Below are 24,288 nucleotides of genomic sequence, written 5' to 3'. Positions count from 1 at the left end.
TCCCCTGACCCGACCCTGATCCTCACCCGGGGCGCTGGGTCGGGGCGCCGTGCCCGTGATGTGATGTGGGCATGACATCGAACGCGGTCGCGGAGGATGCTGTCACCGTGAGCATCTCAGACGACAGCCGTGCCGCCGTGGGTGAGGGTGCCGGCGGCGATCACGCGGCTGCTGCTCGCGCGGCGGCCGATGCGCGCCCGGGCGACGGCCCACCGGCGCAGCGCCCGCCGCTCGAGCGCCCGCGCGCCTGCATCGTGTCGGGCGTCTCGGCGGGCCTCGCCGCACACCTCGGGTTGCCGCTCGGACTCGTGCGGGCGCTGTTCGTCGGCACCTCGTTCCTCTGGGGCGCCGGCGCGCTCCTGTACGCGTGGCTGTGGGTGTTCACCCCGTGGGCAGACGCGGGCGAGGGTGAGGATGCCCCCACCCGGCGCGCTCCGGTCGCGTGGATCCTCACCGGTGTCGCGTGCGCTTCGATGCTCGTCACGCTCGCCGGTGTCGCGCTGTTCGGCGCGAACGGCGTGGTCTTCGGGCCGCTCACGCCGTGGGTTCAGGGTGTCTTCGTCACCACCGGTCTGGCCGCGGCCGCCGGCGTGTGGGCGACGCTCGTCGACCGACGCGATGTGGCTCGTGGGCCGCGGCACGAGACGACGGTGCGGATCGCGGTGACCGCCGTGCTGGCGATCCTGCTGATCGCCCAGCTGGCGTCGCTGCAGAGCACGGGTGCGGCGGGGTTCCTGTTGGCGTTCGTGCCGATCGTCGGGCTCGCGCTGGTGTATTCGTCCACCCTGATCGGCAAGTGGCGGGAGCTGACGGGGGAGCGGGTGCGGCGCATCCGTGAGGAGCAGCGCGCCGAGATGGCCGCGCACCTGCACGACTCGGTGCTGCAGACGCTCGCCCTCATCCAGAACCGCGCCGGCGCATCGACCGAGGTCGCCCGCATCGCCCGCGCACAGGAGCGCGAGCTGCGCGCCTGGCTGTACGACGGCGACGCGCCGGCCGACAGCGACCTGCCGACCGACCTCCGCGACTACGCCGCCGCGCTCGAACTCGACTACCCGGTGCGCATCGACGTCGTCTCGGCGGGGCTGCCGGCCGAGCGCGCGAGTGGCGAGGTCGCAGCGGCGTCGCGCGAGGCGATGCTCAACGCCGCCCGCCATGCCGGCGGCGAGGTGTCGGTGTACATCGAGGGCAATGCCGCCGCCGTCGACGTCTACGTGCGCGACCGCGGCCCCGGATTCGATCTCGACGCGGTGCCGGCCGATCGCCTCGGCATCCGCGAATCGATCGTCGGACGGATGCGTCGCGCCGGCGGCACGGCCACCGTGCGGCGTGGTGCGAGCGGCGGCACCGAGGTGCACCTGCGGTTCGCGACCGATGCGAACGGAGCGGAGGGGCGCCGTGGGTGACGACGTGCGGGTCGTGATCGTCGACGATCACTCGATCTTCCGGTCGGGGCTTCGCAGCGACCTCGACGCGTCGATCGTCGTCGTCGCCGAGGCCGCGGATGTCGCCGCTGCTGTCGAGGCGATCGCCGAGACGCAGCCCGACGTCGTGCTGCTCGACGTGCACCTGCCGTCGGGCGAAGCCGCGGCATCCGTCCCCGACGCATCGGGCGGCGAGGCCGTCATCCGGGGAGCCGCGCCGCTGTCGCCGGGCACGCGCTTCCTGGCGCTCAGCGTGTCGGATGCCGCCGAAGACGTCGTGCGCGTGATCCGCGCCGGCGCGCGCGGCTACATCACCAAGGGGTCGTCCGGGATCGAGGTGAGCCGTGCAGCCCACGCGGTGGCCGGCGGAGACGCGGTGTTCTCGCCGCGCCTGGCGGGCTTCGTCCTCGACGCGTTCGGCGCCGCGGTGGGCGAGACGGCGACGACGAACGACGAGCTCGACCGGCTGTCGACCCGTGAGCAGGAGGTGATGCGGCTCATCGCGCGCGGATATGCCTACAAAGAGGTCGCGGCCGAGCTGTTCATCTCGATGAAGACCGTCGAGTCGCACGTGTCGGCGGTGCTGCGCAAGCTGCAGCTGTCGTCGCGGTACGAGCTCACCGCCTGGGCATCGGCTCGTCGCCTGCTCTGACGCCGGGGGAGGGGAGGGATGCCGCGGACGGTGTCGCCGCTGCGACCTAGACTTGTGACGCTATGACCGACGCCTCCGCGGCCGCGCAGCGCGCGGCATCCGTCCCTGTCATCGTCGGCGCGCACGCCGGCCCTGGCGCCTCCGCCCACGACACCGGCGCGCGCCCCGACAGCGACCTGCTCGAAGGCCTCAACCCGCAGCAGCGCGACGCCGTCGTCTACCGGGGGCAGGCCCTGCTCATCGTGGCCGGTGCCGGATCGGGCAAGACCAGCGTGCTCACCCGCCGCATCGCGTCGCTGCTGCGCACGAAAGACGCCTGGCCCAGCCAGATCCTCGCGATCACGTTCACCAACAAGGCCGCCGGAGAGATGCGCGAACGCGTCGAGTCGATCGTCGGCGAGGCGGCGCGCGGCATGTGGATCTCGACGTTCCACTCCGCGTGCGTGCGGATCCTGCGCCGCGAGGCCGACAACTTCGGCTTCACCAAGGCCTTCACGATCTACGACTCGGGCGACTCGCGCGCGCTCATCAAGCGACTGGTGAAGGAGCACGAGGCGGATGCCTTCGGCCTGACCCCCGCCGCCACCCAGAGCCGCATCTCGAAGCTCAAGAACGAGCTGGCCGATGCCGAGTCGTACGCCCGCACGGTGAACATGAGCGACCCCGCCGAGCGGGTGTTCGTCGAGCTTTTCGGGGCGTACCAGCGCGAGCTGCAGAAGGCGAACGCCTTCGACTTCGACGACCTCATCGCGCAGACTGTCTACCTGTTCCGGGCGTTCCCGAAGGTGGCCGACGTGTATCGGCGCCGGTTCCGGCACATCCTCGTCGACGAGTATCAAGACACCAACCACGCCCAGTACGCGCTGATCCGCGAACTGACCCGCCCGATCGGGTCGGATGCCGAGCCCTACGCGGCGGGCGGCGGGATGATGATCTTCGAGGCCGAGCCGGCCGCCGAAGACGCGGCATCCCTCACCGTCGTCGGCGACTCCGATCAGTCGATCTACGCGTTCCGCGGCGCCGACATCCGCAACATCAGCGAGTTCGAGAAGGACTTCCCCGGCGCGAAGGTGGTGCTGCTCGAGCAGAACTACCGGTCGACGCAGACGATCCTCTCGGCGGCGAACGCGGTGATCGGGCACAACTTCGACCGCAAAGACAAGAAGCTGTGGACCGACGTGGGCGCCGGCGAGCAGATCGTCGGCTTCACGGGCTACTCGCAGCACGACGAGGCCCAGTTCGTCGCCGACGAGACCGAGGCGCTGCGCCGCGCCGGGGTCGACTACAGCCAGATGGCGGTCTTCTACCGCACCAACTCGCAGTCGCGAGCGCTGGAAGAGATCTTCATCCGCGCCGCGGTGCCGTACAAGATCATGGGCGGCACCAAGTTCTACGAGCGCGCCGAGATCAAGGACGCGCTCGCCTACCTCGTCGCGGTGGCGAACCCCGCCGACGAGATGGCACTGCGACGCATCATCAACAAGCCCCGCCGCGGCATCGGCGACGTGACGATCGAGACGATCTCGCGCTACGCCGCCGACGAGGGCATCACCTTCCGCGACGCGCTCGGCAACTCCTCGGCGCTCGGCGTCGGGCCGAAGATCCAGAAGGCGATCGCGCACCTCGACCTGGTGCTCGCCGAGGCCTCCGAGAAGATGCTGCCCGCATCGGGCGAGCTCGCCCCGCCGACCGCGGTGGCCGAGGGGCTGCAGCTGCTGCTGAACAAGGGCGGGTACTACGACGCCCTGCGCGCCAGCAAAGACCCGCAAGACGAAGCCCGCGTCGAGAACCTCGACGAGCTCGTCGCCGTTGCCCGCGAGTTCGCGCGCAACAACCCCGAGGGCACGGTGCTCGACTTCCTCACCGAGGTGGCCCTGGTGTCGGATGCCGACGACCTCGACGACGCGACGGGCTCGGTGTCGCTCATGACGATGCACACCGCGAAGGGACTCGAGTACGACGCGGTGTTCGTCACCGGCGTCGAAGAAGACCTCATCCCGCACCGCATCTCGGCGAACGAGCCCGGCGGACCCCAGGAGGAGCGCCGGCTGTTCTACGTCGGCATCACCCGCGCCCGCAAGCGCCTGTACCTGTCGCTCGCGATGACCCGCGCCCAGTTCGGCGAGGTCACCGTGGCGATGCCGAGCCGCTTCCTGCAGGAGATCCCGGCCGACCTGCTGCACTGGCGCCAGTCGCCCGGCGACGTCAACTCACGCGGGGGCATGCAGTCGCGGGCGCTCAACGCACGCCGGCCCGGCGGCGGGTCGGGCTCGGGCGGCTTCGGCGGATCGGGCAAGCGCTACGGCGACGACCTCGTGCCGCTTCCCCGTCGCGAGCCGAGCGGCAACCTCGAGAAGTTCGCCAACCGCATCCCCGCCAAGGTGCGCGACAACGGCGACATGGAACTCGGCCCGGGCGACCGCATCCGTCACGACGACTTCGGCGAGGGCAAGGTCGACGCCGTCACCGGCGAGGGCGCGAAGCGCGTCGCGCATGTGCGCTTCGAGAAGGCCGGCCTCAAGAAGCTGCTGATCAAGATCGCGCCGATCACCAAGCTCTGAGGCGGTTGCGCGCGTTTCGTCTCGCTGCGCTCGCTCAACGTCCGGGGCGGCGTGGGCGGGCGTTGAGCGAGGAGCGCAGCGACGAGACGAAACGAGGAGGGAGCGTTTCGTCTCGCTTCGCTCGCTGAACGACCGACGGGTGTGTGTTTCGTCTCGCTGCGCTCGCTCAACGTCCGGGGCGGCGTGGGCGGGCGTTGAGCGAGGAGCGCAGCGACGAGACGAAACGATCGAGCCGCATCGGCGGGTTAGGCTCGCACAATGGCTTTGTTCTCGCGCCGTCCCAAGAAGTCGACCGATCAGCCCAGCTCGCAGCAGCCGGCACCGCAGCCGCTCGACGAAGACGTCGCGCCGGCCGTCGAGACGACCCCCGACTCGGGCACCGCTCCCGCCGAAGGCACCGCTCCCGCATCCGGAACGGCGACGGATGCCGCAGACGCGGCGGCAGCCGCTGACGTGACGGGTGCCTCGGCCGCAGCCGAAGCCGACACCGTCACCGAAGCCGAAGCCGCCACCGAGGCGACGGCCACCCCCGCCGGGTCCGACCCCGCCGAGGCGACGCCTCCCGCCGACCCCGCCGTGCAGGTGTCGCTGTCGACGTTCCAGGGGCTCGGCCCGAAGGCGTCGGCGCCGGTCATCACCCCGCGCGCGCCCGGCCCCGAGACGGCGCCGACCGACGCGGAGGTCGTCCCGGGTCTGCGCGACAACGTGCTCGTGCGCGAGGCGCTCGCGCAGCTGAGCATCCCCGCGACGGCGACCGATCTTCTCAACGTGGCGCGTCAGCTGCTGCAGGGGCACCTGTTCCTGCGGGTGAAGGGCGACGCCCGCGCACTCCTCGCCGAGGGCAAGCGTCTGCCCCTCGCGATCGCGAACGTCGGCGACAAGCAGTACGCGCTCGCCTACAGCGGCGGCAGGGCGCTGCAGACGAGCCTCAAACTCGACGGCGATGCCGACACCTCGGCGATGGGTCAGCCGGTGCTGGCGATCATCCGCCACGTGCTCGCGGGGCCGTACGCCGGTCTCATCATCGACCACGGCTCGCAGCCGCAGCGTGCGGTGCTGCCGCGCGAGCTGCTCGAGAAGATGCTCGAGAAGTTCGACGAGCAGCACGCCGTGAAGTCGCTGCTCGCCGGCGAGCGCACGCCCGAGACCGCGGCATCCGTCGTCGCCGCGCTGCAGGATGCGCCCCTGTGGGTCGCCGTCGGCAAGGGCCCGAGCGATCGCCCGGGCATCGCCGAAGGACGCTCGAAGGACGGCTCGCGCTACCTCGAGGTGTACACGCACCCGCTCGAAGTGGCCGTGATGGGCCGTCGCGATCAGGCCGCGCCGGTGACGGCGAAGCAGCTCGCCACGGCGTTGAACGGCGACACCGGACTGACCGGCGTGATCGTCGACCCGGCCGGCCCGTGGATCCGCCTCACCCGCGACGACCTGCAGCCGGTGCTCGCCCTCATCGGCTGACGCCGGCGACCGTCCACCCGGCGGCGGCCGTCGTCGAGTCGCGCACGACGAGACGCGGCTCGATGACCTCGTGGCGCACCTGGTCGCCCGCGAGGAGCGAGCCCACGAGCGCGAAAGCGCGATGGCCCATGTCGCGACGCGGCTGCTCGACGCTTGTGAGCGCGGGGCGCAGGGCCCGGGCGAGGTCGGTGTCGTCGTAGCCGACCACGCTGAGCGCCCCCGGCACGTCGACGCCGGCGTCGAATGCCGCGCCGACCAGGTCGCGGGCGAGGCGATCGTTCGCGGCGAACACGGCCGACGGGCAGCCCGCCGGATCGCTCAGTCGCGCGACCGCGGCATCCGGTTCGAGGATCTCGGCGTGCTCGGCGAGTCCCAGCTGCTCCATCGTCTCGAGGTACGCCTCACGTCGCTCCTCGGCAGCAGGACGACGCGACGAGGTCACGTGGGCGATGCGGCGGTGGCCGAGCGCGGCGAGATGGTGCACGGCGAGGCGCGCGCCCAGTCGGTCGTCGTTCGACACCTGTCCGATGCCCTCGGGCACCTCGTGCGGGCGCCCGACGACCACGACGGGGCGTGAACGCGACGCGCGCTCGAGGTCGCGGCGGTCGATCTGCCCCGACACCACCACGATCGCCTCGACGCCCATGCCGCCCAGCGAATCGAGGCGGGCGGCGGCGATCACCGGATCGCGCCGGCCGTGGCTGAGAACCACGGCGAAGCCGTCGGAGGCCGCGGCATCCTCGATCCCGTCGACGATGTCGGTGTGGTACCCGCTGTGCAGGTCGTTCACGACGATGCCGATGAGATGGCTGCGACCGCGCGCGAGGCTGGCGGCCCACGTGTTCGACCGGTAGCCGAGCTGCTCGGCGACCTCGACGATGCGGCGGCGGGTGGATGCTCCGACCCCCTGACCGTCGCGCAGGGCGAGCGAGACCAGTGACTTCGAGACGCCCGCCTCCTTCGCGACGTCGACGATCGTCGGGCGTCGCAGGGGAGAAGTCACAGCGACCGTTCTACCAGCGGCTGGAGCGTTCCAGTTCTTCCAGCTGGAGCGTTCCACGCATGTTCACCATCCGGTGCCTGGCGGTCCACCGCGCGTCCCTAACGTCGACACCGCGCGCCGCTGCCGTGCGCAGAAAGGCCCCTATGGACTCCTCCCTCACGACCGACATCCCCGACGCGCTGCGCGTCGCCCCGCGCGGGCTGCTGCTCGACTTCGGCGGTGTCGTCTTCCAGACCCGCAAGCTGCCCGACGGCCGGGCTGCCGCCGCCGACCTGCTCGCGGCGCGCATCGAGCGGGCGGGTCATCGCGCCGACCGCACGGCGCTGCGGGCATCGCTCGACGCCGCGCTCACCGCGCTCGGGCACTGGAAGCACGCGTCGAGCAGGCGCCTGGAGCCGCGCGAGATGACGCACCGTGAGATCGTGGGCGACTTCATCGCGGCCGATCTCCCCGAGGGCCCGCGCGACGTGCTCGTCGCCGATGCCGCAGAGGTGCTGGCAGATCTGAACACGGCGCTCTCCGATCACACCGTGCGGCCGGGCATCGCCGCCCTTCTCGCCGAGGCGCGGCGTCGCGGCATTCCGGTGGGCATCGTCTCGAACGCCCACTCGGGCCGCAGCCACCGGCGACTTCTCGCCCGGGCCGGACTCGCCGACGCGTTCGCGGTGCAGGTGTACTCCGATGAGGTGGGCATGCGCAAACCCCACCCGCGCATGATCGAGCTGGCCGCGACCGGTCTCGGCCTCACCGCGTCCGAGACCTGGTACGTCGGTGACACGATGGACCGCGACGTGGTGGCCGGGCGCCGCGCCGGTGTGCAGGCCGTCGTGCTCACCGCGAGCAAGCACACCCACAACCCGCCGTTCGCGGTCGACGCGCGGCCGGACGCCGTGTTCGAGACCCCGGAGGGACTGGCCGCCGCGCTCGCCGCCGCCGAGCCCGCAGTGCGCCTCGGGCCGGCGGCATCCGTCGCTCCGATGCCCGCCACGCACCGGCGACCCGCCCTGTTCATCGACCACGGCGGCGTCATCTCGACGTCGCAGCCCGACCCCGCGCTGCGCGCGGAGTTCGTCGAGTTCCTCGCCGCGCTCCTCTCGCGGTCGGGCGAGGCGATCACCACCGACGAGGTCGAGCGGGCGCTGGATGCCGCCAAGCAGCGCCACGGCGAGTTCAAGCGCGCCCGCATCGGCGAGCACCGGGCGCTCGGAGCGACCATCACCGAGATCGACCCGGTGACGTTCTGGCGCGACTTCGCCGGCGCCGACCTCTCGCCGCGGCACCGCGCGGTGCTCGAGGCCGAGGCTCACGACCTCATGTTCCGGTACGGCCGCGCGAAGAGCCGGCGCACCCCGCGTGAGGGCGTGCGCGACCTGCTCGAGGGATGCCGCGACCTCGGCATGCCCGTGGTCGTCGTCTCGAACACGGTGAGCGGGCGCGCGGTGCGCGCCGAGTGCGCCGACCAGGGCCTCGACGAGCTGATCTCGGTGTTCGTCTGCTCCGATGAGGTGGGTGTGCGAAAGCCCGACCGCTCCATCGTCGATGAAGCGGTGCGAACCGTGGTCGCCGACCCCGCTCGCAGCTGGTTCTACGGCGACAAGCCCGAGAACGACGCCGCGGCGGCCCAGGCCGCCGGGATCGCGGGTCGTGTGATCGTGCGCGGCGGGTCCACCCCCGACGACGCCCTCGACGCGCTCGCTGCCGGCCGTGCCGCCGCATCCGTTCCCGGACCCGCGGTCACCCACGTGGTCGACGGCGCCCGCGACCTGCTCGCCCTCATCGAGGCCGCGCATCCTCAGTCCACCCGACCGGCGTCCGCGTTCGCGGTCGTCTCTGCCTGACCCCCCCCGAATCAAGGAGAGAACCCATGTCCGAGACCGTCGACACCTACGAGCGCGCCGGTGCGCTCCGCGGCGCCGCAGCCCCCGGAGCCACCCTCACCACCCCGCAGAAGCTGATGGTCTTCGTGCTCTCGATGGCGCTGTTCGGTCTGTCGAACATCGTGCTCGAGATCATCCCCGACATCACCATCGGGCCGGTGGACATCTCGGTGGCGTACTTCGTGTTCGTCCCACTCGTCATGGTCGCCCTGTTCAGCCCGTTCTGGGCGGCGTTGGGTGCCCCGCTCGGCGAGATCGTCTTCACCGACCTGCTCATGGGCGACTTCTCGGGCCTCAGCGAGGTCGAGGGCTTCATCCAGATGTTCCTCGCCCTGTACATCGCCGGAACGCTGATCCGCAATCCGCGCAGCCGCGCGCAGATCTGGCTCGGCGCGCTCACGGTCGTCATCATCGACAAGGCGCTGTCGGCGATCGTCGACCTGTCGAAGGTGTGGATCGGCGTCGAGGAGGCCGAGTTCGTCGACGGTCTGCCGCAGTCGATCCTGCTGCTGGAGGGCATCGGGTTCGGCGTCGACATCATCATGAGCGGCATCCTGTTCGGCGCGATCCCGGCGATGTGGCTCATTCCGGCCCTCCACGGCAAGATCGAGCCGCTGCTGGGCATGCGCCCGCGCGTGCCGGGCGAGAAGGCTCCGGGCATGGCGCCGAAGTCCGCCTGGTTCGTGGTGCTCGCGGTGCTCGCCGGCATCGCATCGTTCTTCTTCGCCTTTCTCGAGGCGTGGGACGTCAGCGTCGGCTCGTTCGAGGCCGACTTCCGCGACCAGTACGGCGACGTGTTCCTGTGGGTGAGCGTCGCAGCGATCGTCGTGGTCGTCTCCATCGCGTTCGTCATCTTCCAGCTCGCGAAGAAGCGGAAGGCCGGAGTCGTCGCCCATGACGAGTGATCCCGTCATCCGCATCGAGAACCTGTCGTTCCGCTATCCCGGCGCCGACCGAGACACGCTGCGCAACGCCGACCTGACCATCGAGCGGGGCGACTTCGTGGCGGTCGTCGGCGGAAACGGCGCGGCCAAGACGACCCTCTGCAAGACGCTCAACGGCCTCATCCCGCACTACTGGTCGGGGGAGTTCGCGGGAACGGTCACCGTCGACGGCATCGACACCTTCACCTCGAGCGTCGCGGCGCTCTCGGACAAGGTGGGGTACGTCTACCAGGACTTCCAGAACCAGCTCGTGCGCCCGACGGTCGCCGACGAGGTCGCCTTCGGTCCGATCAACTTCGGGCACCACGACCACGTCGAGCGCACCATCGCCGCGATCGAGGCGGTGGGCCTCAGCGGCCTCGAGAGCCGGTTCGTGTGGCAGCTGTCGGGAGGGCAGTCGCATCTGACGGCGCTCGCCGGGGTGCTGGCCCTGCGGCCCGCCGTCGTGGTCGTCGACGAGCCCGTCGCGGAGCTCGACCCGGCGCACGCCGAAGAGGTCTACGAGCGGCTCGCCGAGGCCAACCGCGAACAGGGGCTCACCGTCATCGTCATCGAGCACCACGCCGAGTTCGTGGCTCGGTACGCGAAGTCGGTCGTGCTGATGGCCGATGGGGCGCCCGTATGGCACCTGCCGGTCGGCGAGGCGATGAGCCGGGTCGACGAGCTCGAGGCCCACGGCATCCCGGCGCCGCAGCTGGTGCGCGCGGTGCGCGCCCTCGGCATCGCGGAGTCGCCGAGAACGGTGACGGATGCCGCGGCGCTGCTGCAGGGCCGGTTCGAGGCGCGGGCTGTGCACGAGGGCGGGACGATGACGGATGCCGCCCCCGACGCGCCGAGCCGCGATGAGCCGAGCCGCGACGCGTCAAGCCTCGGCACGGTGCGCGGCGCGGGCGCGGCATCCGTCACGGACCCCACGCTGCCGGCCATGGCCGACACCGTGGTCAGCGCGTCGCGCGTCGGGCACGGCTACCGTTCGGTCGGCGGCGGGCTCACCCCGGTGCTGCGCGATCTCGATCTCGAGCTGCGGCGCGGCGATCGCGTGGCCCTCGTCGGCGGCAACGGGGCCGGCAAGTCGACCCTGCTCCGCCTGCTCGCCGGCATCGACGTGCCGCGCGAGGGCATCGTGACCGTCGACGGGATCGACTCGCGCTCGAAGTCGGCCCGCCGTCTCGCCGAGCACGCGTCGTACCTGCACCAGCGGCCGCAGCTGATGTTCCTCACCGGCAGCGTGCGCGACGACATCGCGATGTTCCCGAGATCGCGCCGCGTCGCCGACGTGGACGCCCTGGTGGATCGCATCCTCGACCGGATGCGCCTCACCGAGCACGCCGACCGCGACGGCCGCACCCTGTCGGGCGGCCAGCAGCGGCGCGCGACGCTCGGGATCGGTCTCGCGATGCGTCCGGCGCTGCTGCTCCTCGACGAGCCGACGTCGAGTCTCGACACGGCGAGTCGCGAGGCGGTCACGGCGCTCCTCGCCGATCTCGCCGACGTGATCGCCTGCACGGTGGTCGCGACGCACGACATGCAGCTGGTGGCCGAGTGGGCGACCCGCGTGATCGTGCTCGACGGCGGCGCGGTCGCGGCCGACGTCACCCCGGCCGAGCTGTTCGCCGACGAGGCGCTGCTCACGCGTACGCGACTCGTGCCCCCCGAGGTGACCCGACTCGGAGCCGCGCTCGGCATGCATCCGCTGCCGCTGAGCGTCGACGAGTTCGTCGCAGGCGTCGCGGCGCCGCTGCTCGCCGGGGGAGTGCGCTGATGGCCCGCACGCAGCACGACGTCCTCTCGGTCGAGTGGGTCAAGCTCGAGCTCATCCGTACCGCGTATGCGACGCGCGGCGGGGTGTTCTCGCTGATGGACCCCCGTGTCGTCATTGCCTGGTACCTCGTCTACGCGTTCGTGCCGTGGTTCACCCACAACATCACGGTGCTCGCGATCCTCTTCATCGGCGGCGCGGTGTCGATCTTCCTCGCACGCGTCGGTCCGCTCGTGCTCGGGCTCTTCCTCATCGGACTCGGCTTCGAGCTGGTCTACATCTTCGTGGCGGCGTGGTTCTTCGGCGGCGACGCCGAGACGATCGTGGCCCTCCTCGAACTGACGCTCAAGGTCGGCACGGTCTCGCTCGTGAGCATGGCGGCGTTCGTCTCACTCGACCCCGAGAAGCTGTCGGACGGACTGCTGGCCCTGCAGTGCCCCGAGCTCGTGGCCTTCGCCGTGAGCTACGGCTACCGCATGCTGCCGATCCTCATCGAGGAGTTCAGCGTGGTGTTCCAGGGCTACCGGCTGCGGATCGCCCCGCCGGAGCGCCGCGGGTTCCTCGCGTGGCGCGTGGTCGTGCAGTGGGCCGACATGGCGGTGCGGTCGTTCTATCCGATCTTCCTCAACACGGCGAAGAACGTTCGCACGACGGTCGAGGCGCTCGAGGCCCGGGGCTTCACCTTCGCGACGGTCGACCGTCGCGGGCGGGCGATCCGCATCGGGCACCTGCGCACCGGGTGGATCGACTGGACCGTGCTCGCACTGACGCTGCTGTTCCTCGCCGTCGCGTTCGTGATCGGGCAGCTGTACCCCCTCTACCGCTGACGATCCCGCGCCCGGCGCGGCGGGCGGGGTGCCGGATGTCGCGGCGCCCCGCTAGCGTCGCACTATGGCCTCCGAGCGCATCACCCTCATCGTCCCCGGCGCGGGCGCCGATCGCGAGGTGGGGCTCTCGAGCCCGAACCGCGTGCTGTGGCCCGAGCTCGGGATCACCAAGCGCGAGCTCGCCGAGTACCTGATCGCCGTGTCGGGCCCGTTCCTCGCCGCGAACGGCGACCGGCCGGTGTCGCTCGAGCGGTTCCCCGAGGGCATCGACGGCGAGCGGTTCTATTCGAAGAACCCGCCGAAGGGCGCCCCAGGCTTCGTCGAGACCGTCACCGTGCGCTACAACAGCGGGCGCCGGCATCCGCAGCTTGTCATCACCGAGGCGGCGGCTGCGGTCTGGGCGGCGCAGATGAACACCGTCGTCTTCCACCCGTGGGCCGCGCTCACCGCGAACACCGACAACCCGGTCGAGCTGCGCATCGACCTCGATCCGCAGCCGGGGACCGGTTTCGCGGATGCTGCGGCCGTCGCCCCGGCGATGCGCGACGTGCTCGCCGAGGCTGGGCTCACGACCTTCGTGAAGACCAGTGGCAACCGCGGCATCCACCTGTTCTGCCCGATCGAGCCGGAGTGGGAGTTCCTCGACGTGCGCCACGCCGTGATCGCGGCGGGACGTGAGCTCGAGCGGCGCATGCCCGACCGGGTCACGATGAACTGGTGGAAGGAGGAGCGCGGCGAGCGCATCTTCATCGACTTCAACCAGGCCAACCGCGACCGTACGATGGCGGGCGCCTACTCGCCGCGTGCGCTCGCCGGCGCCACCGTGTCGACGCCCGTCACGTGGGACGAGCTCGAGGGCGGGGTCGATCCCGGCGCCTTCACGGTGCGCACGGTGCCCGACCGGCTGGCGGCGGTCGGCGACCCGTGGGCCGACCTGCTCGCGAAGCCCGGCCGCATCGACACGCTGCTGGAGTGGTGGCAGCGCGACCTCGACGACGGGCTCCGCGAACTGCCCTTCCCGCCCGACTTCCCCAAGATGCCCGGTGAGCCGCCGCGCGTGCAGCCGAGCCGCCTCAATCCCGAGAACTGGCCGAAGGATGCCGGTGGCTGAGCGCTCGGCGCGCAGCTCGCGCTGGACGGCGCAGCTGCTGCGCACCCGCTGGTTCGTGCGCTCGCCGACGGTCATGGCGCGATGCGGGTCCGCGGACGAGGCTCTCAGCTTCGCGTGAGGTCGAGAAGCGAGACGACGTCCGCGAGGCGCTGCTCTGCGGTCTCCGCGACCGGCGCGAGCAGCAGCGTGGTGACGCCCGCCGCGCCGAATGCCGCGATCCGCCGCTTCAGCTCGTCGGCGTCGCCGAACAGCGCCACGCCGAACACCAGCTCGTCGGGGACTGCGGCGGCGGCATCCTCGATCCTGCCCGCCAGGTACAGACCTTGGATATCGGCCGCCTCGGCCGCGAACCCGTAGCGGACGGCGATGTCGTTGTAGAAGTTCTTGCCTCTCGCCCCCATGCCGCCGATGTAGAGGGCGAGGTGCGCGCGCACGCTCGCGATCGCGTCGGGCGACGGTTCGCCGAAGGCGAAGAACACCTGCACCTCGATCCGGAGGTCGCCGAGATCCGAGCTGCGCTTCGCCCGTCCGGCTTCGAGCGCTTCGCCCCACACCCGATCCGCACGCGCGGGGTCGAAGAAGATCGGCTGCCAGCCGTCGGCGATCTCGGCGACCTGGGCGACGCTGCGCGCGCCGAGTGCCGCGATCGAGATGGGGATGTCGGCGCGGACGAGCCGGTTGATGATCTTCAGCGGACGTCCGAGCCCCGACCCGCCCTTGTCGCGGGTGAGAGGGATGCTGTAATGCGCACCGTCGTGGGCCACGGGCTCGCGCCGCCAGGTCTGCCGGCAGATCTCGACGATCTCGCGGGTGCGGCCGACGGGAGCGTCGTAGGGCACGCCGTGGAACCCTTCGATGACCTGCGGACCCGAGGCGCCGAGCCCGAGCGTGAAACCGCCCGGCGTCAGGGAGTCCAGGCTCGCCGCGGTCATCGCCGTGAGTGTGGGCGTGCGCGTATAGAGCTGGAGGATGTTCGACATGAGGCCGATCGTCCGCGTCTTCGCGGCGAGGTAGCCGAGCCGGCTCACGGCGTCGAATGAGTACGCCTCGGCCACGGCGATCGTGTTGAGGCCCGCGGCTTCGAGGGTATCGACGGCGTCGGCGATCTCATCGATCGGGGTCGAATAGTTCTGGATCAGCCCGAAGCGCATCGACATCTCTCCCATCGCGAGCGTCGACCGTCGACGCTGACACTCCCCGACCCTATGAGGTCGGCGCGTGCGCCGGCGACGAGTGCCTGCAGGCGTGCTCAGTCGAGCACGTCGCCCAGGTCGTATGCCGAGACCGTCTCGAGCTGTTCGTACGTGCACGACGACGGGTCGCGGTCGGGGCGCCAGCGCTCGAACTGCACAGTGTGGCGGAACCGCCACCCTTCGAGCTGGTCGTAGCGCACCTCGAGCACGCGCTCGGGGCGCAGCTTCACGAACGATGAGTCGGCGCGGCCCGCCTGGAACCGCGACTTCTCGCCCTCGCCGCGCACCGCCTCGCCGTCGTCGTCGCGCACGACGAACGGAGCGAGCTCGTCGATGAGTTCGAGGCGCCGGGCGTTGCTCCACGCGGCGACGCCGCCGACCGGGTACAGCGTGCCGTCGTCGCCGTGGAGGCCGACCAGGAGCGACCCGACCCCTTCGCCCGACTTGTGGATGCGGTAGCCGAGGGCCACCACATCGGCGGTGCGGGCGTGCTTGATCTTGATCATCGCCCGCTTGTTCGGCTGGTACGGCTGCGCGAGCGGCTTCGCGACCACGCCGTCGAGCCCCGCCCCCTCGAACTCGGCCAGCCAGCGCCGGGCGAGATCGGGGTCGTCGGTGGTGCGGGTGACGTGCACTGGGTGGGGCACGTCACCGAGCAGGTCGACCAGCTGCGCTCGCCGCTCCGAGAACGGCTCCTGCTGAAGATCGCCGTCGCCGCGGGCGAGCAGGTCGAACGCGATGAACATCGCCGGCGTCTTCTCGGCGAGCATGTTCACGCGCGAGGCCGCGGGATGGATGCGCTGCGACAGCGACTCCCAGTCGAGGCGCTGCGAGCCCGGCTCGCCTGTCGGCACGACGATCTCGCCGTCGATGAGGCACGGTTCGGGCAGCAGCCGCGTGAAGGCCTCGACCAGCTCGGGGAAGTAGCGGGTCAGCGGCTTGGCTCCGCGTGATCCGATCTCGACGCTCTCCCCGTCCCACGACACCAGGGCGCGGAAGCCGTCCCACTTGGGCTCGAAGCTCAGCCCCCCGGCCGTCTTCGCGGGGTCGGGCACGGCGGCTGCGGCTTTGGCGAGCATCGGCGCCGGGATCTCATAGGGCATGGGTACATCCTGCCGTGGGGGTCCGACGACATGCGAGGGGGGCGGATGCCGCAGCATCCGTCCCCCTCTCCTTCTCCTCAGTGCGTGATCGCGGTCCGCGTCGCGCGGATCGGATGCCGCACCCGGGCGACCAGCGACGGCCGCGGCTGCGCCGGGGCGCCGACGGCGCGCTCGCGGTGGCGGCGGAGGAGGTCGTTCTCGCGATCGAGGGTCGCGGCGCGCTGCTGGTCGAGGACGGTGGCGGTGTGAGCGGTGAGGTTCATGATCGGCCTTCCTGTCCGTGCCGGTGGATCCGGCGGTTCTCCTGACAGGAACGACGATCCTCTCTGAGGGGGTGCCGGCGTATCGGGCGGTCGCCTCATCTTCGGCGGGCGGAGTGCCGTAGATCGAAGTGGGGATGCCTTAGTCGGCGGGGCGACGGCCTCAGTCGACAGGGCCGCCCGCGACGGGGGCGGAGCCTCAGTCGACAGGCCGCAGCCGCGTGTCGTGCCCCGGTGTCGCTCAGGGCGCGGTGGATTCGGGCGACGACGACGCGTAGCGCGCGGCGGCTTCGGTGCGACTGCGCGCGCCGACCTTGGCCAGGATCGCCGACACGTGCACCGAGGCCGTCTTGGGCGAGATGAACAGCCGGTTTCCGATCTCGGCGTTCGTCAAGCCGTCGGCGACGAGTGCGAGCACCTGCCGCTCACGCGGGGTGAGGCCGTGAAGCTGCGCGTCGTCGCCCGCCGCCGCTCTCGACGACAGGCCGGCCTGGTCGCGGAGCGTCGTCGCCCAGCGGGCGACACTCGACACCCCGTGGCGCGGCGCGTCGGCGATGATCCGGTCGAGGATGCCGAGGGCCTCTGCACGTCGGCCCGCTTCGATGAGCGCTGCGGCGAGACTCAACTGGGCGACGTGGTGATAGCGCAGCGGCATCCCGCCGTCGGCGATCGCATCCGCGACGTCGCGCCAGCCGGCGGCCCTCGCCGAGGGGTCCGCACCGTCGGCGTCCGCGAACGTCGCCGAGATGAAGCGGGTGATCGTCGGGGCGGTGCCGCGCTGGGGCCACTCGGCCATGCTCGCCTCGATACGCGCCCGCAGCGCGTCGCGTCCGGCGGCGAGGTCGCCGGTGCTGTCGCGCAGCGCGCGCACGAGGAGCGCGCCGCCCACGGCGGCATAGCGACGCCGCGCGCCGCCGCCGTCGTCGTCGAGCGACTCGACGATCCGGGGGATCATCTCGCCCATCGTGCCCTCGTCGGGCATCGACGCGATGCCTGCGGCGGCCGTGAGCACCGAATCGACGGAGTGATCGACCCACCATCCGCGCTTGGCCGGATGCTTGCGGCGCACCGACTCGAGCGACTCGCGCTCGGCGGCGAGCAGGGCGACGCGCTCGTCGTGAGCGTCGTTCCACGCGTAGTGGGTGGCGAGCATCCGCACCGCGGTGGAGCGGCCCGGAGGATCGAGGAGACGCCGGGCGCGCTGTGCGTACCGGATGCCCTGATCCGGCTCGCCGATCGCGAACGACGCGTGCGCGACCGACAGGGCGAGTCCGGTGGCCACACCGCGCTCGATGCCCGACCGCACGGCGTCGGTGTGATGTGCGGCGCCGGCCACTGCAGCTTCGCGGAACCTGCCCAGCAGCGAGAGCATGTCGACGTAGGTCGAGGCGACGTACACGCGCATCGCCGGGTCGAGCGGGAGGGCGATCGCGCGTTCGAGAGGAGCGAGCGCGCGATCGGGGTCGTCTTCGTCGTTCGCGTAGTGCCAGCCGAGGGTGTTGAGTGCGACGGCGAGCGCGGGGGCGTCGTCTGCCTCCTCTGCGATCCCGATCGCCCGTTCGAGGTGCTCCACGGCTTCGGGGCCATGGCTCATCGCGAGGTTAGTCATGATGCGCGAGAGCAGCACGAGCGCCTCGGGTTCGTCGCGGTCGCGCAGCAGGCCGATCGCGCTCTGCAGGTCGTCGTCGCCCGGGCGCCGGCCGGTGTTCGCCTCCTGCACCCACTTGTGCCGGAGCAGGCCCGCGAGCGTCACGGGGTCGTCGCACACGCTGATTCCCTCGTTCGCGGCGCGCAGGGCCCGCTCGGCCTCACTGAGGTCGTGCCACGCATCGGCCGCGCGCAGCTGCAGACGAGCAAGGCTCATGCCCGAGCGTTCCGCGGCATCGGGAACCTGCGGCCACAGCTCCGTGAGTCGCTCGAGCAGTCTGGCCGAGGTCGCCGGAGAGAATGTCGCCTGCGAGCGGCCGAGCGCGAGCACCGTGGCGTCGAACGCGGGAGTGATCGCACGGGCGGCGAGCCAGTGCTCGGCCACCGCCGAGACGGCATCCGGCGCATCGTCGAGCGTGCGAGCCAGCTCTTCGGCGTACCGGCGGTGGACGCGGATGCGTTCGCTCGGCAGCATCTCGGACTCGACGGCCTCCTGGGTCAGGGCGTGGCGGAACGCGTACCCGTCGCCGGCGGCCACCACCACGCGTGCGTCGATCGACTCCCGCACGGCGCGATCGAGCGCCTCCTCGTCGGTTCCGGCGACCGCACGCAGCAGTTCGTGGCCGACGTCCACCCCGCCCGCGGCCATGACCCGGACGATCTCCCGCGCCTCCGGCGAGAGGCGTGCATACCGCGCGAGGACCAGTTCGCGCAGGGTGTCGGGCAGTTCGACGTCGTCGAGGTCGACCAGCTCTTCGACGAGGAAGGGGATGCCGCCGCTGCGCTCCGCGAGCATGGTCAGGTCATCGGGACCGATCGCGCCCCGTGCGAGCAGCGCCACCTGCTCGGCGACCTCGTCGGGGCCGAGCGGTGCGATCTCGATGCGCTGAACGCGGCGCATCCGCTCGAGTTCCGCGAGCACCGGCCGCAGGGGGTGGAACCGGTCGACGTCGTCGGAGCGATAGGTCGCCACGATCGTCATCCGGCCCTCACGCAGGCTCCCGGCCAGGGTCTTCAGCAGCCCGAGTGTCGCGGCATCCGCCCACTGCAGGTCTTCGAGCACGATCACCACGTGCCGCGTGCGCGAGAGGTTCTCCAGCACGACCTCGATGGCCTCGGCCGGCGACCCTGCGGGCGCCTGCCCCGGGTCGGCGAGCTCACTCAGCCCCCGTGCCAGCGCGACGATCGCCGCCGCGACGGCGGGCGAGCCCATCGCGGAGCGGAGGGCCTCGGAGCCGACGGCGTCGTGCAGATCCCGGAGGATGCGCGCGATCGGCCCGAACGGCGCACCGATGGGACCGAGGTCGACGCACTGGCCGAAGGCGACGGCCGGGAGGTCGTCGCCGCGCCCGCGGGTGATCTCGGAGGCGAACTCCTGCACCAGGCGCGTCTTGCCGATCCCGGCTTCGCCGCGCACGATGACCGCGCGCGTGCGGCCGCCGTGCCCGGCGTCGAAGGCGTCGCGGAGCACCGTCATCTCCGCGTCGCGGCCGACCATGACCGCCGCGGAACCGGTCGTGCGCATGAGCATATGGTGGCACCTTCCTCTGACGTCGGGCAGGCGAGGCCCGGGCCCCACCGTCCACGATGCCCTCGAGGCCCCGCATCCGGATCGGGAGAATGCCCTATTTCCGACGCGAGGCGCCTCAGATCTGCGTCATTCTCCCGACGGACTCCGCAAGGTCGCGACTGCGCGGGTGACGGCGCCGCGCCCGCAAGCGCCCTGCGCGACCCGCGTCACCCGGAGGCGAGCTCGTCGGGCTTCGGGCGCGCCCACCGCGCCGGGAGTCCCGGTCCGTCCCACACCTGGACGATGCCCCACGCGACAGCGGTGATCGGCACGGCGAGCACCGCGCCCAGCACGCCGCCGATGATCGTGCCCGCGGTGAGGGCGACGAGCACGACGAACGCGTGCAGCTTCATCGACCGGGCCATGACGACCGGCTGCAGGAAGTTGCCCTCGAGCTGCTGCACGAGGATGATCACGCCGAGCACCGCGAGGGCGTTGACCCAGTCGTTGGCGACGAGGGCTACCAGCACGGCGAGCGTGCCGGCGATCGTCGCGCCCACGATCGGGATGAAGGCGCCCAGGAACACGAGCACGGCGAGGGGCACCGCGAGCGGAACCTGCAGGATCAGCAGGCCGATGAGGATGCCGACCGCGTCGACGAAGGCGATGGTCGCGGTGCCGCGCATGTACGAGCCGAGCACGGTGATGGTCTTCGTTCCGATGCGCCGGCCGCGGTCGTACGACCCGCCGTGGAGGGGGCGCAGCAGGAACCGCCACATCGTGGGGCCGTCCTTCAGGAAGAAGAACAGCACGACGACCATGAGCACGAAGCCGGTGACGAAGTTCGCGACCGCGCTGACGCCGGCGAGGGCGCCCGAGCCGAACTCGGCGCTCGTGACGTAGTCGAGCGCCTGGTCGATCCAGGTCTGGATCTGGTCGTCGGTGGGGGCGAACGGAAGCGTGTCGACCCAGTCGAGGAAGGTGCGGAAGCCGGCCACCGCCTGCGTCGACAGATCCTCCCACTGATCGCGCACCGCCCAGACGATGAGCCAGCCGATGGCGGTGAGGAGCCCCACCGCGGCGAACAGGGCGAGCAGCGTCGCGACGAGCGGCGGCACGCCGCGGCGCCGCATCCAGGCCATCGCGGGTGAGAACGCGGCCGCCAGGATGAGCGCGATCACGAGCGGGATCGTCACGAGGGTGAGCGAGGTGACGCCCCAGATGATCACCGCGGCGACGGCGCCCACCAGGATGATCTGCAGCGCCCGGGTCGCGAGCGCCCCGAACCCGTCGGTCCACTGCGCGGCCAGGCGGTGCCGGGCCGGATCGAGCGCCGGCGGAGCCGCCGGGGGAGTGGTGTCGCGACGGAACAGACCCATGCGGGGAGCCTACGGAAGCAGGCGACGGATGCCGGGAGGCCGTGCCGGGCCCGGCCGATCCGGGCCTCTCGTCCCCAGCCCCCGAGCGCGTGCGACGTGGTGGATCGGTTCGTGCTACGGTGAAACCGACTGGACGGTATGTGCGAGGAGGCGCGATGCGCAGGTTCGAGGACACGGTCACGATCGTCACGGGCGCGAGCCGCGGGATCGGTCTCGCGATCGCGCGACGCATCGTCGCAGAAGGCGGCGCCGTCGTCATCACCGGGCGCAAGCAGGAGGCGCTCGACGCAGCGGTCGCCGAGCTCGGAGACGCGGCTTCGGGGGTCGCGGGCAACGCCGCCGATGCCGAGCACCGCGCGGCGGTGTTCGCGCACGTGGCCGAGCGCCACGGCCGGCTCGACCACCTCGTCAACAACACCGGCATCAACCCCGTCTACGGTCCGCTCGCCGAGGTCGACACGGCCGCCGCGCACAAGATCATCGACGTGAACGTGGTCGCCGCGCTCGAGTGGACCCGGGAGGCGGTGGCCGCAGGGCTCACCCGCTCCGTCGTGAACCTCGCCTCGGTCGCCGGCCTCGGCGCGAGTCCCGGCATCGGCTTCTACGGCATCTCGAAGGCCGCCCTCATCAACCTGACCATGCAGCTCGCCTACGAACTGGCCCCCGGCATCCGCGTCAACGCCGTCGCGCCGGCGGTCGTGAAGACCGCGTTCGCACGGGCGCTGTACGAGGGGCACGAAGACGAGGCATCCGCCGCGTACCCCCTCCGCCGCCTCGGCGAGGTCGACGACGTCGCCGGACCGGTCGCCTTCCTGCTGTCGGCGGACGCTGCCTGGATCACGGGGCAGACGCTTCCGATCGACGGCGGCGCCGGCATCCGTCCGTTCCTGTGACGCGGCGCGCTCGCCGTTCGGGTGAAAGATGAACACATGAAGGATTCCCACGTCGCAGACGACGTCACCCGTGCCGCCGTCGAGCTCTTCGCCCGTCAGGGGTACGCGAACACCAGCGTGCAGCAGATCGTCGAGGCGGCCGGCGTCACCAAGGGCGCCATGTACCACTACTTCGAGTCGAAGGACGACCTGCTCTTCGGCATCTACGAGCGGCTGCTCACCCTGCAGAAGGCGCACCTCGACGCGATCATCGAGCGCGGCGGGTCGGTGGACGAGGTGCTCCGTGCCGTCTGCATCGACGTGCTCGAGACATCGATCGACTACATGGAGGAGGGCGCGGTGTTCTTCCGCAGCCTCAACATGCTCTCGGCGCCCCGCCACCAGGAGGTCACGCGCCGCCGGCGCGCGTACCACGACGAGTTCGCCGAGCTGATCTCGCGCGGGCAGGCAGAAGGCATCTACCGTGCCGACATCCCGCTCGCGATGCTCGTCGCCCACTTCTTCAGCGACGTGCACTACCTGTCGCACTGGTACTCGCCCGAAGGCCCCGAAGACAAGACCCTCGTAGCCGAGCAGATCACCGATCTGTTCCTGAGCAGCATCAGGAGAATGGATGCCGACACCTGACACGATGCGCGCGTGGCGCGTCACCCGCCTCGGAGAGCCCGCCGACGCGCTCTCCCTCGATGAGGTGGCCGTGCCGTCGCCCGCGCCGGGGGAGGTGCTCGTCCGGGTACGTGCGGTCGCCGCCAACTTCCCCGACGTGCTCCTGTGCCGCGGGCTGTACCAGGTGAAGCCCGAGCTCCCCTTCGTGCCCGGCATCGAACTGGTCGGCGATGTCGCCGGGCTCGGCGACGGAGTCGACGGGTTCGCCGTCGGAGATCGGGTGCTCGCGTCGAAGATCGGCGTGCTGTCGGAGTACGCCGTGCTCCCCGCATCCGACGTGTGGGCGGCGCCGGCGTCGCTGACGGATGCCGCGGCGTCGGGTCTCACCGTGGCGTACCAGACCTCATGGTTCGCGCTCCATCGCCGTGCCGCGCTGCAGTCGGGCGAATGGCTGCTGGTGCACGCCGCCGCCGGCGGCGTCGGGCTCGCGGCGGTGCAGCTCGGTGCAGCCGCCGGGGCGCGGGTGATCGGCGTGGTGGGCTCAGCGGCCAAGGCCGAGGTCGCGCGCGCGGCCGGCGCCGAGGTCGTGCTCGTGCGCGGAGTCGACGACATCGTGGGCGGCGTGAAGGCCGCGACAGCCGGCCACGGCGCCGACGTCGTGTTCGACCCGGTCGGAGGTGACGCCTTCGTCGCCTCGACCAAGTGCATCGCATTCGAAGGCCGCATCGTGGTGGTCGGCTTCGCCGGCGGCACGATCCAGGAGCTGCCGGCCGGTCATGTGCTGGTGAAGAACTACTCGGTGCTGGGCCTTCACTGGGGCATGTACCCCGGGATCCGGCCCGACCTCGTCGACGTCGCGCGCGCGGAGCTCGTGCGCCTGGCTGACTCCGGTGCGATCGCGCCCGTCGTCGACCACATCGTGCCGTTCGACCGTGCACCCGAGGCGCTGACCGCGCTCGCCGGAGGAGCGACAGTGGGCCGTGTGGTCATCGAGGTCGCCCCGTCGGTGCGCGAGCCCGCCGAGGCACGCTCGGTCCCCGAGTCCGTCGAGGGGCCCGAGGTCGCCCCATGAACCTCGACCTCGCGGGGAGGGTCTGCCTCGTCACCGGGGGGTCGCGCGGCATCGGCGAAGCGTACGTGCGCGCGCTGCACGCCTCGGGCGGTTGCGTCGTCATCGCCGACCTCCTCGACGACGCCGGCGAGGCGTTCGCCTCCGAGCTGGGCGAGCGCGCCAGGTTCGTGCACCTCGACGTGACCGACGAGGATCAGTGGACCGCCGCGGTCGCGGCATCCGTCTCGGCCTTCGGCGGCATCGACGTTCTCGTCAACAACGCGGGCATCGCCAACGCAGCGCCGATCGAGCACCTCACCACGGCGAAGTGGGACGCGGTGATCGCGGTGAACCTCACCGGCACGTTCTTCGGCTGTCGCGCCGTCGTGCCGACGATGAAGGCCCAGTTCGCGGCCTCGCAGCGCCGCGGGTCGATCATCAACATCTCGTCGGTCGAGGGGATGCGGGGGAGTCCGGGCGTGCACGGCTACACGGCCGCGAAGTTCGGCGTGCGCGGGCTCTCGCAGTCGATGGCAGTTGAGCTCGGCCCCTTCGGGATCCGCGTCAACTCGGTGCATCCGGGGTTCATCCGCACCTCGATGACCGACCGCATCGATCCCGCGCACCTCGACATCCCGCTCGGCCGGCCGGGAGAGCCCGGCGACGTGGCCGGAACCGTCGTGTTCCTCGCGTCGGATGCCTCGTCGTTCACCACCGGCGCGGAGTTCGTCGTCGACGGCGGCATGATCGCGGGAATCCCGCACAAGTAGGCGGCCGCTTGGCACGTTTCGTCTCGCTGCGCTCGCTCAACGACCGGGGCCTTGCGGGCGCGTTTCGTCTCGCTGCGCTCGCTCAACGACCGGGGTGAGTTGCGTGTTTGGTCTCGTTGCGCTCGCTCAACGACCGGGGAGTGCTGCGCGTTTCGTCTCGCTGCGCTCGCTCAACGACGGGGTGTGCGGGGTGCCTTCCGGTCGTTGAGCGAGGAGCGCAGCGACGAGACGAAACGCACCCCCGCATCCCTCCGACCTCG

The 24,288-nt window shown here is 71.4% G+C and carries 20 protein-coding genes; 14 read left to right on the top strand and 6 right to left on the bottom strand.

The genetic code is table 11. The annotated features are described in order from the left end of the window. Positions 1–107 precede the first annotated feature (107 nt). The 4 genes from JOD63_RS10915 to JOD63_RS10900 all read left to right on the top strand — a co-directional run bounded on the left by JOD63_RS10915 (position 108) and on the right by JOD63_RS10900 (position 6,095). Entirely contained in the window at positions 108–1,406 is a 1,299-nt protein-coding gene (locus tag JOD63_RS10915) for an ATP-binding protein (protein WP_245617927.1), read from the top strand. Beyond that, positions 1,375–2,076 carry a LuxR C-terminal-related transcriptional regulator gene (locus JOD63_RS10910; RefSeq protein WP_211088099.1) on the top strand — a complete coding sequence of 234 codons (702 nt, stop codon included), beginning with the start codon at positions 1,375–1,377 and terminating at the stop codon, positions 2,074–2,076. The genes JOD63_RS10915 and JOD63_RS10910 overlap by 32 nt, the downstream gene beginning before the upstream one ends. Positions 2,077–2,138: 62 nt before the next feature. Then, complete coding sequence (locus JOD63_RS10905) at positions 2,139–4,637, top strand: ATP-dependent helicase (protein ID WP_045274332.1); 2,499 nt, start codon at positions 2,139–2,141, stop codon at positions 4,635–4,637. A gap of 258 nt (positions 4,638–4,895) precedes the next feature. After that, positions 4,896–6,095, top strand: a complete 1,200-nt coding sequence (locus JOD63_RS10900; RefSeq protein ID WP_052682300.1) for an SseB family protein — start codon at positions 4,896–4,898, stop codon at positions 6,093–6,095. Here the strand turns inward: JOD63_RS10900 and JOD63_RS10895 are convergent. Beyond that, positions 6,085–7,098: a LacI family DNA-binding transcriptional regulator gene (locus tag JOD63_RS10895; protein WP_045274331.1), complete on the bottom strand. Its 1,014-nt coding sequence runs from the start codon at positions 7,096–7,098 to the stop codon at positions 6,085–6,087. The two genes, JOD63_RS10900 and JOD63_RS10895, sit on opposite strands and share 11 nt — an antisense overlap. 143 nt (positions 7,099–7,241) lie before the next feature. On the opposite strand from JOD63_RS10895, the gene JOD63_RS10890 reads away from it, so the two are divergent. From JOD63_RS10890 to JOD63_RS18040, 6 genes are all read left to right on the top strand, one after another. Beyond that, on the top strand, positions 7,242–8,936 hold the full coding sequence (locus JOD63_RS10890; protein ID WP_045274330.1) for an HAD family hydrolase: 1,695 nt from the start codon (positions 7,242–7,244) through the stop codon (positions 8,934–8,936). A 26-nt stretch (positions 8,937–8,962) separates the two neighbouring features. Further along, on the top strand, positions 8,963–9,880 hold the full coding sequence (locus JOD63_RS10885; RefSeq protein ID WP_045274329.1) for a hypothetical protein: 918 nt from the start codon (positions 8,963–8,965) through the stop codon (positions 9,878–9,880). Then, positions 9,870–11,681 carry an ABC transporter ATP-binding protein gene (locus JOD63_RS10880; RefSeq protein WP_045274328.1) on the top strand — a complete coding sequence of 604 codons (1,812 nt, stop codon included), beginning with the start codon at positions 9,870–9,872 and terminating at the stop codon, positions 11,679–11,681. The genes JOD63_RS10885 and JOD63_RS10880 overlap by 11 nt, the downstream gene beginning before the upstream one ends. Then, the gene (locus JOD63_RS10875) at positions 11,681–12,505 is read left to right on the top strand and encodes an energy-coupling factor transporter transmembrane component T family protein (protein WP_045274327.1); all 825 of its coding nucleotides are present in this window, start codon (positions 11,681–11,683) and stop codon (positions 12,503–12,505) included. Before JOD63_RS10880 ends, JOD63_RS10875 begins: the two co-directional genes overlap by 1 nt. 64 nt (positions 12,506–12,569) lie before the next feature. Then, positions 12,570–13,616 carry a non-homologous end-joining DNA ligase gene (gene ligD / locus JOD63_RS10870; protein WP_045274326.1) on the top strand — a complete coding sequence of 349 codons (1,047 nt, stop codon included), beginning with the start codon at positions 12,570–12,572 and terminating at the stop codon, positions 13,614–13,616. Then, on the top strand, positions 13,609–13,734 hold the full coding sequence (locus tag JOD63_RS18040) for a hypothetical protein (RefSeq protein ID WP_271180711.1): 126 nt from the start codon (positions 13,609–13,611) through the stop codon (positions 13,732–13,734). Before ligD ends, JOD63_RS18040 begins: the two co-directional genes overlap by 8 nt. Here JOD63_RS18040 and JOD63_RS10865 read toward each other — a convergent pair. The 5 genes from JOD63_RS10865 to JOD63_RS10845 all read right to left on the bottom strand — a co-directional run bounded on the left by JOD63_RS10865 (position 13,721) and on the right by JOD63_RS10845 (position 20,708). After that, positions 13,721–14,782, bottom strand: a complete 1,062-nt coding sequence (locus JOD63_RS10865; protein ID WP_245243905.1) for an LLM class F420-dependent oxidoreductase — start codon at positions 14,780–14,782, stop codon at positions 13,721–13,723. The two genes, JOD63_RS18040 and JOD63_RS10865, sit on opposite strands and share 14 nt — an antisense overlap. An 83-nt stretch (positions 14,783–14,865) precedes the next feature. After that, positions 14,866–15,912, bottom strand: coding sequence for an ATP-dependent DNA ligase (locus JOD63_RS10860; protein WP_045274325.1), 1,047 nt, complete (start codon positions 15,910–15,912; stop codon positions 14,866–14,868). A gap of 77 nt (positions 15,913–15,989) precedes the next feature. Then, positions 15,990–16,175, bottom strand: a complete 186-nt coding sequence (locus JOD63_RS10855) for a hypothetical protein (protein ID WP_045274324.1) — start codon at positions 16,173–16,175, stop codon at positions 15,990–15,992. A gap of 238 nt (positions 16,176–16,413) precedes the next feature. After that, complete coding sequence (locus JOD63_RS10850) at positions 16,414–19,344, bottom strand: helix-turn-helix transcriptional regulator (protein ID WP_045274338.1); 2,931 nt, start codon at positions 19,342–19,344, stop codon at positions 16,414–16,416. Between the two features lie 212 nt (positions 19,345–19,556). Next, complete coding sequence (locus JOD63_RS10845) at positions 19,557–20,708, bottom strand: AI-2E family transporter (protein WP_052682298.1); 1,152 nt, start codon at positions 20,706–20,708, stop codon at positions 19,557–19,559. A 155-nt stretch (positions 20,709–20,863) separates the two neighbouring features. Here JOD63_RS10845 and JOD63_RS10840 point away from each other — a divergent pair, with 155 nt between their 5' ends. From JOD63_RS10840 to JOD63_RS10825, 4 genes are read left to right on the top strand one after another with little or no spacing between them, the layout of a single operon-like run. Beyond that, entirely contained in the window at positions 20,864–21,601 is a 738-nt protein-coding gene (locus JOD63_RS10840) for an SDR family oxidoreductase (protein ID WP_045274323.1), read from the top strand. 36 nt (positions 21,602–21,637) lie between these two features. Beyond that, positions 21,638–22,228, top strand: coding sequence for a TetR/AcrR family transcriptional regulator (locus JOD63_RS10835; protein WP_045274322.1), 591 nt, complete (start codon positions 21,638–21,640; stop codon positions 22,226–22,228). Continuing rightward, entirely contained in the window at positions 22,215–23,279 is a 1,065-nt protein-coding gene (locus JOD63_RS10830) for an NADPH:quinone oxidoreductase family protein (protein ID WP_245243903.1), read from the top strand. Before JOD63_RS10835 ends, JOD63_RS10830 begins: the two co-directional genes overlap by 14 nt. Beyond that, the gene (locus JOD63_RS10825; RefSeq protein ID WP_045274321.1) at positions 23,276–24,028 is read left to right on the top strand and encodes a glucose 1-dehydrogenase; all 753 of its coding nucleotides are present in this window, start codon (positions 23,276–23,278) and stop codon (positions 24,026–24,028) included. The genes JOD63_RS10830 and JOD63_RS10825 overlap by 4 nt, the downstream gene beginning before the upstream one ends. The last annotated feature ends 260 nt before the right edge of the window (positions 24,029–24,288 follow it).

The organism is Microbacterium terrae (genome assembly GCF_017831975.1).
Lineage (GTDB): Bacteria > Actinomycetota > Actinomycetes > Actinomycetales > Microbacteriaceae > Microbacterium > Microbacterium terrae.
Note: the sequence above shows the minus strand (reverse complement) of the source record. Positions and strands in the feature narration are given on the sequence as shown.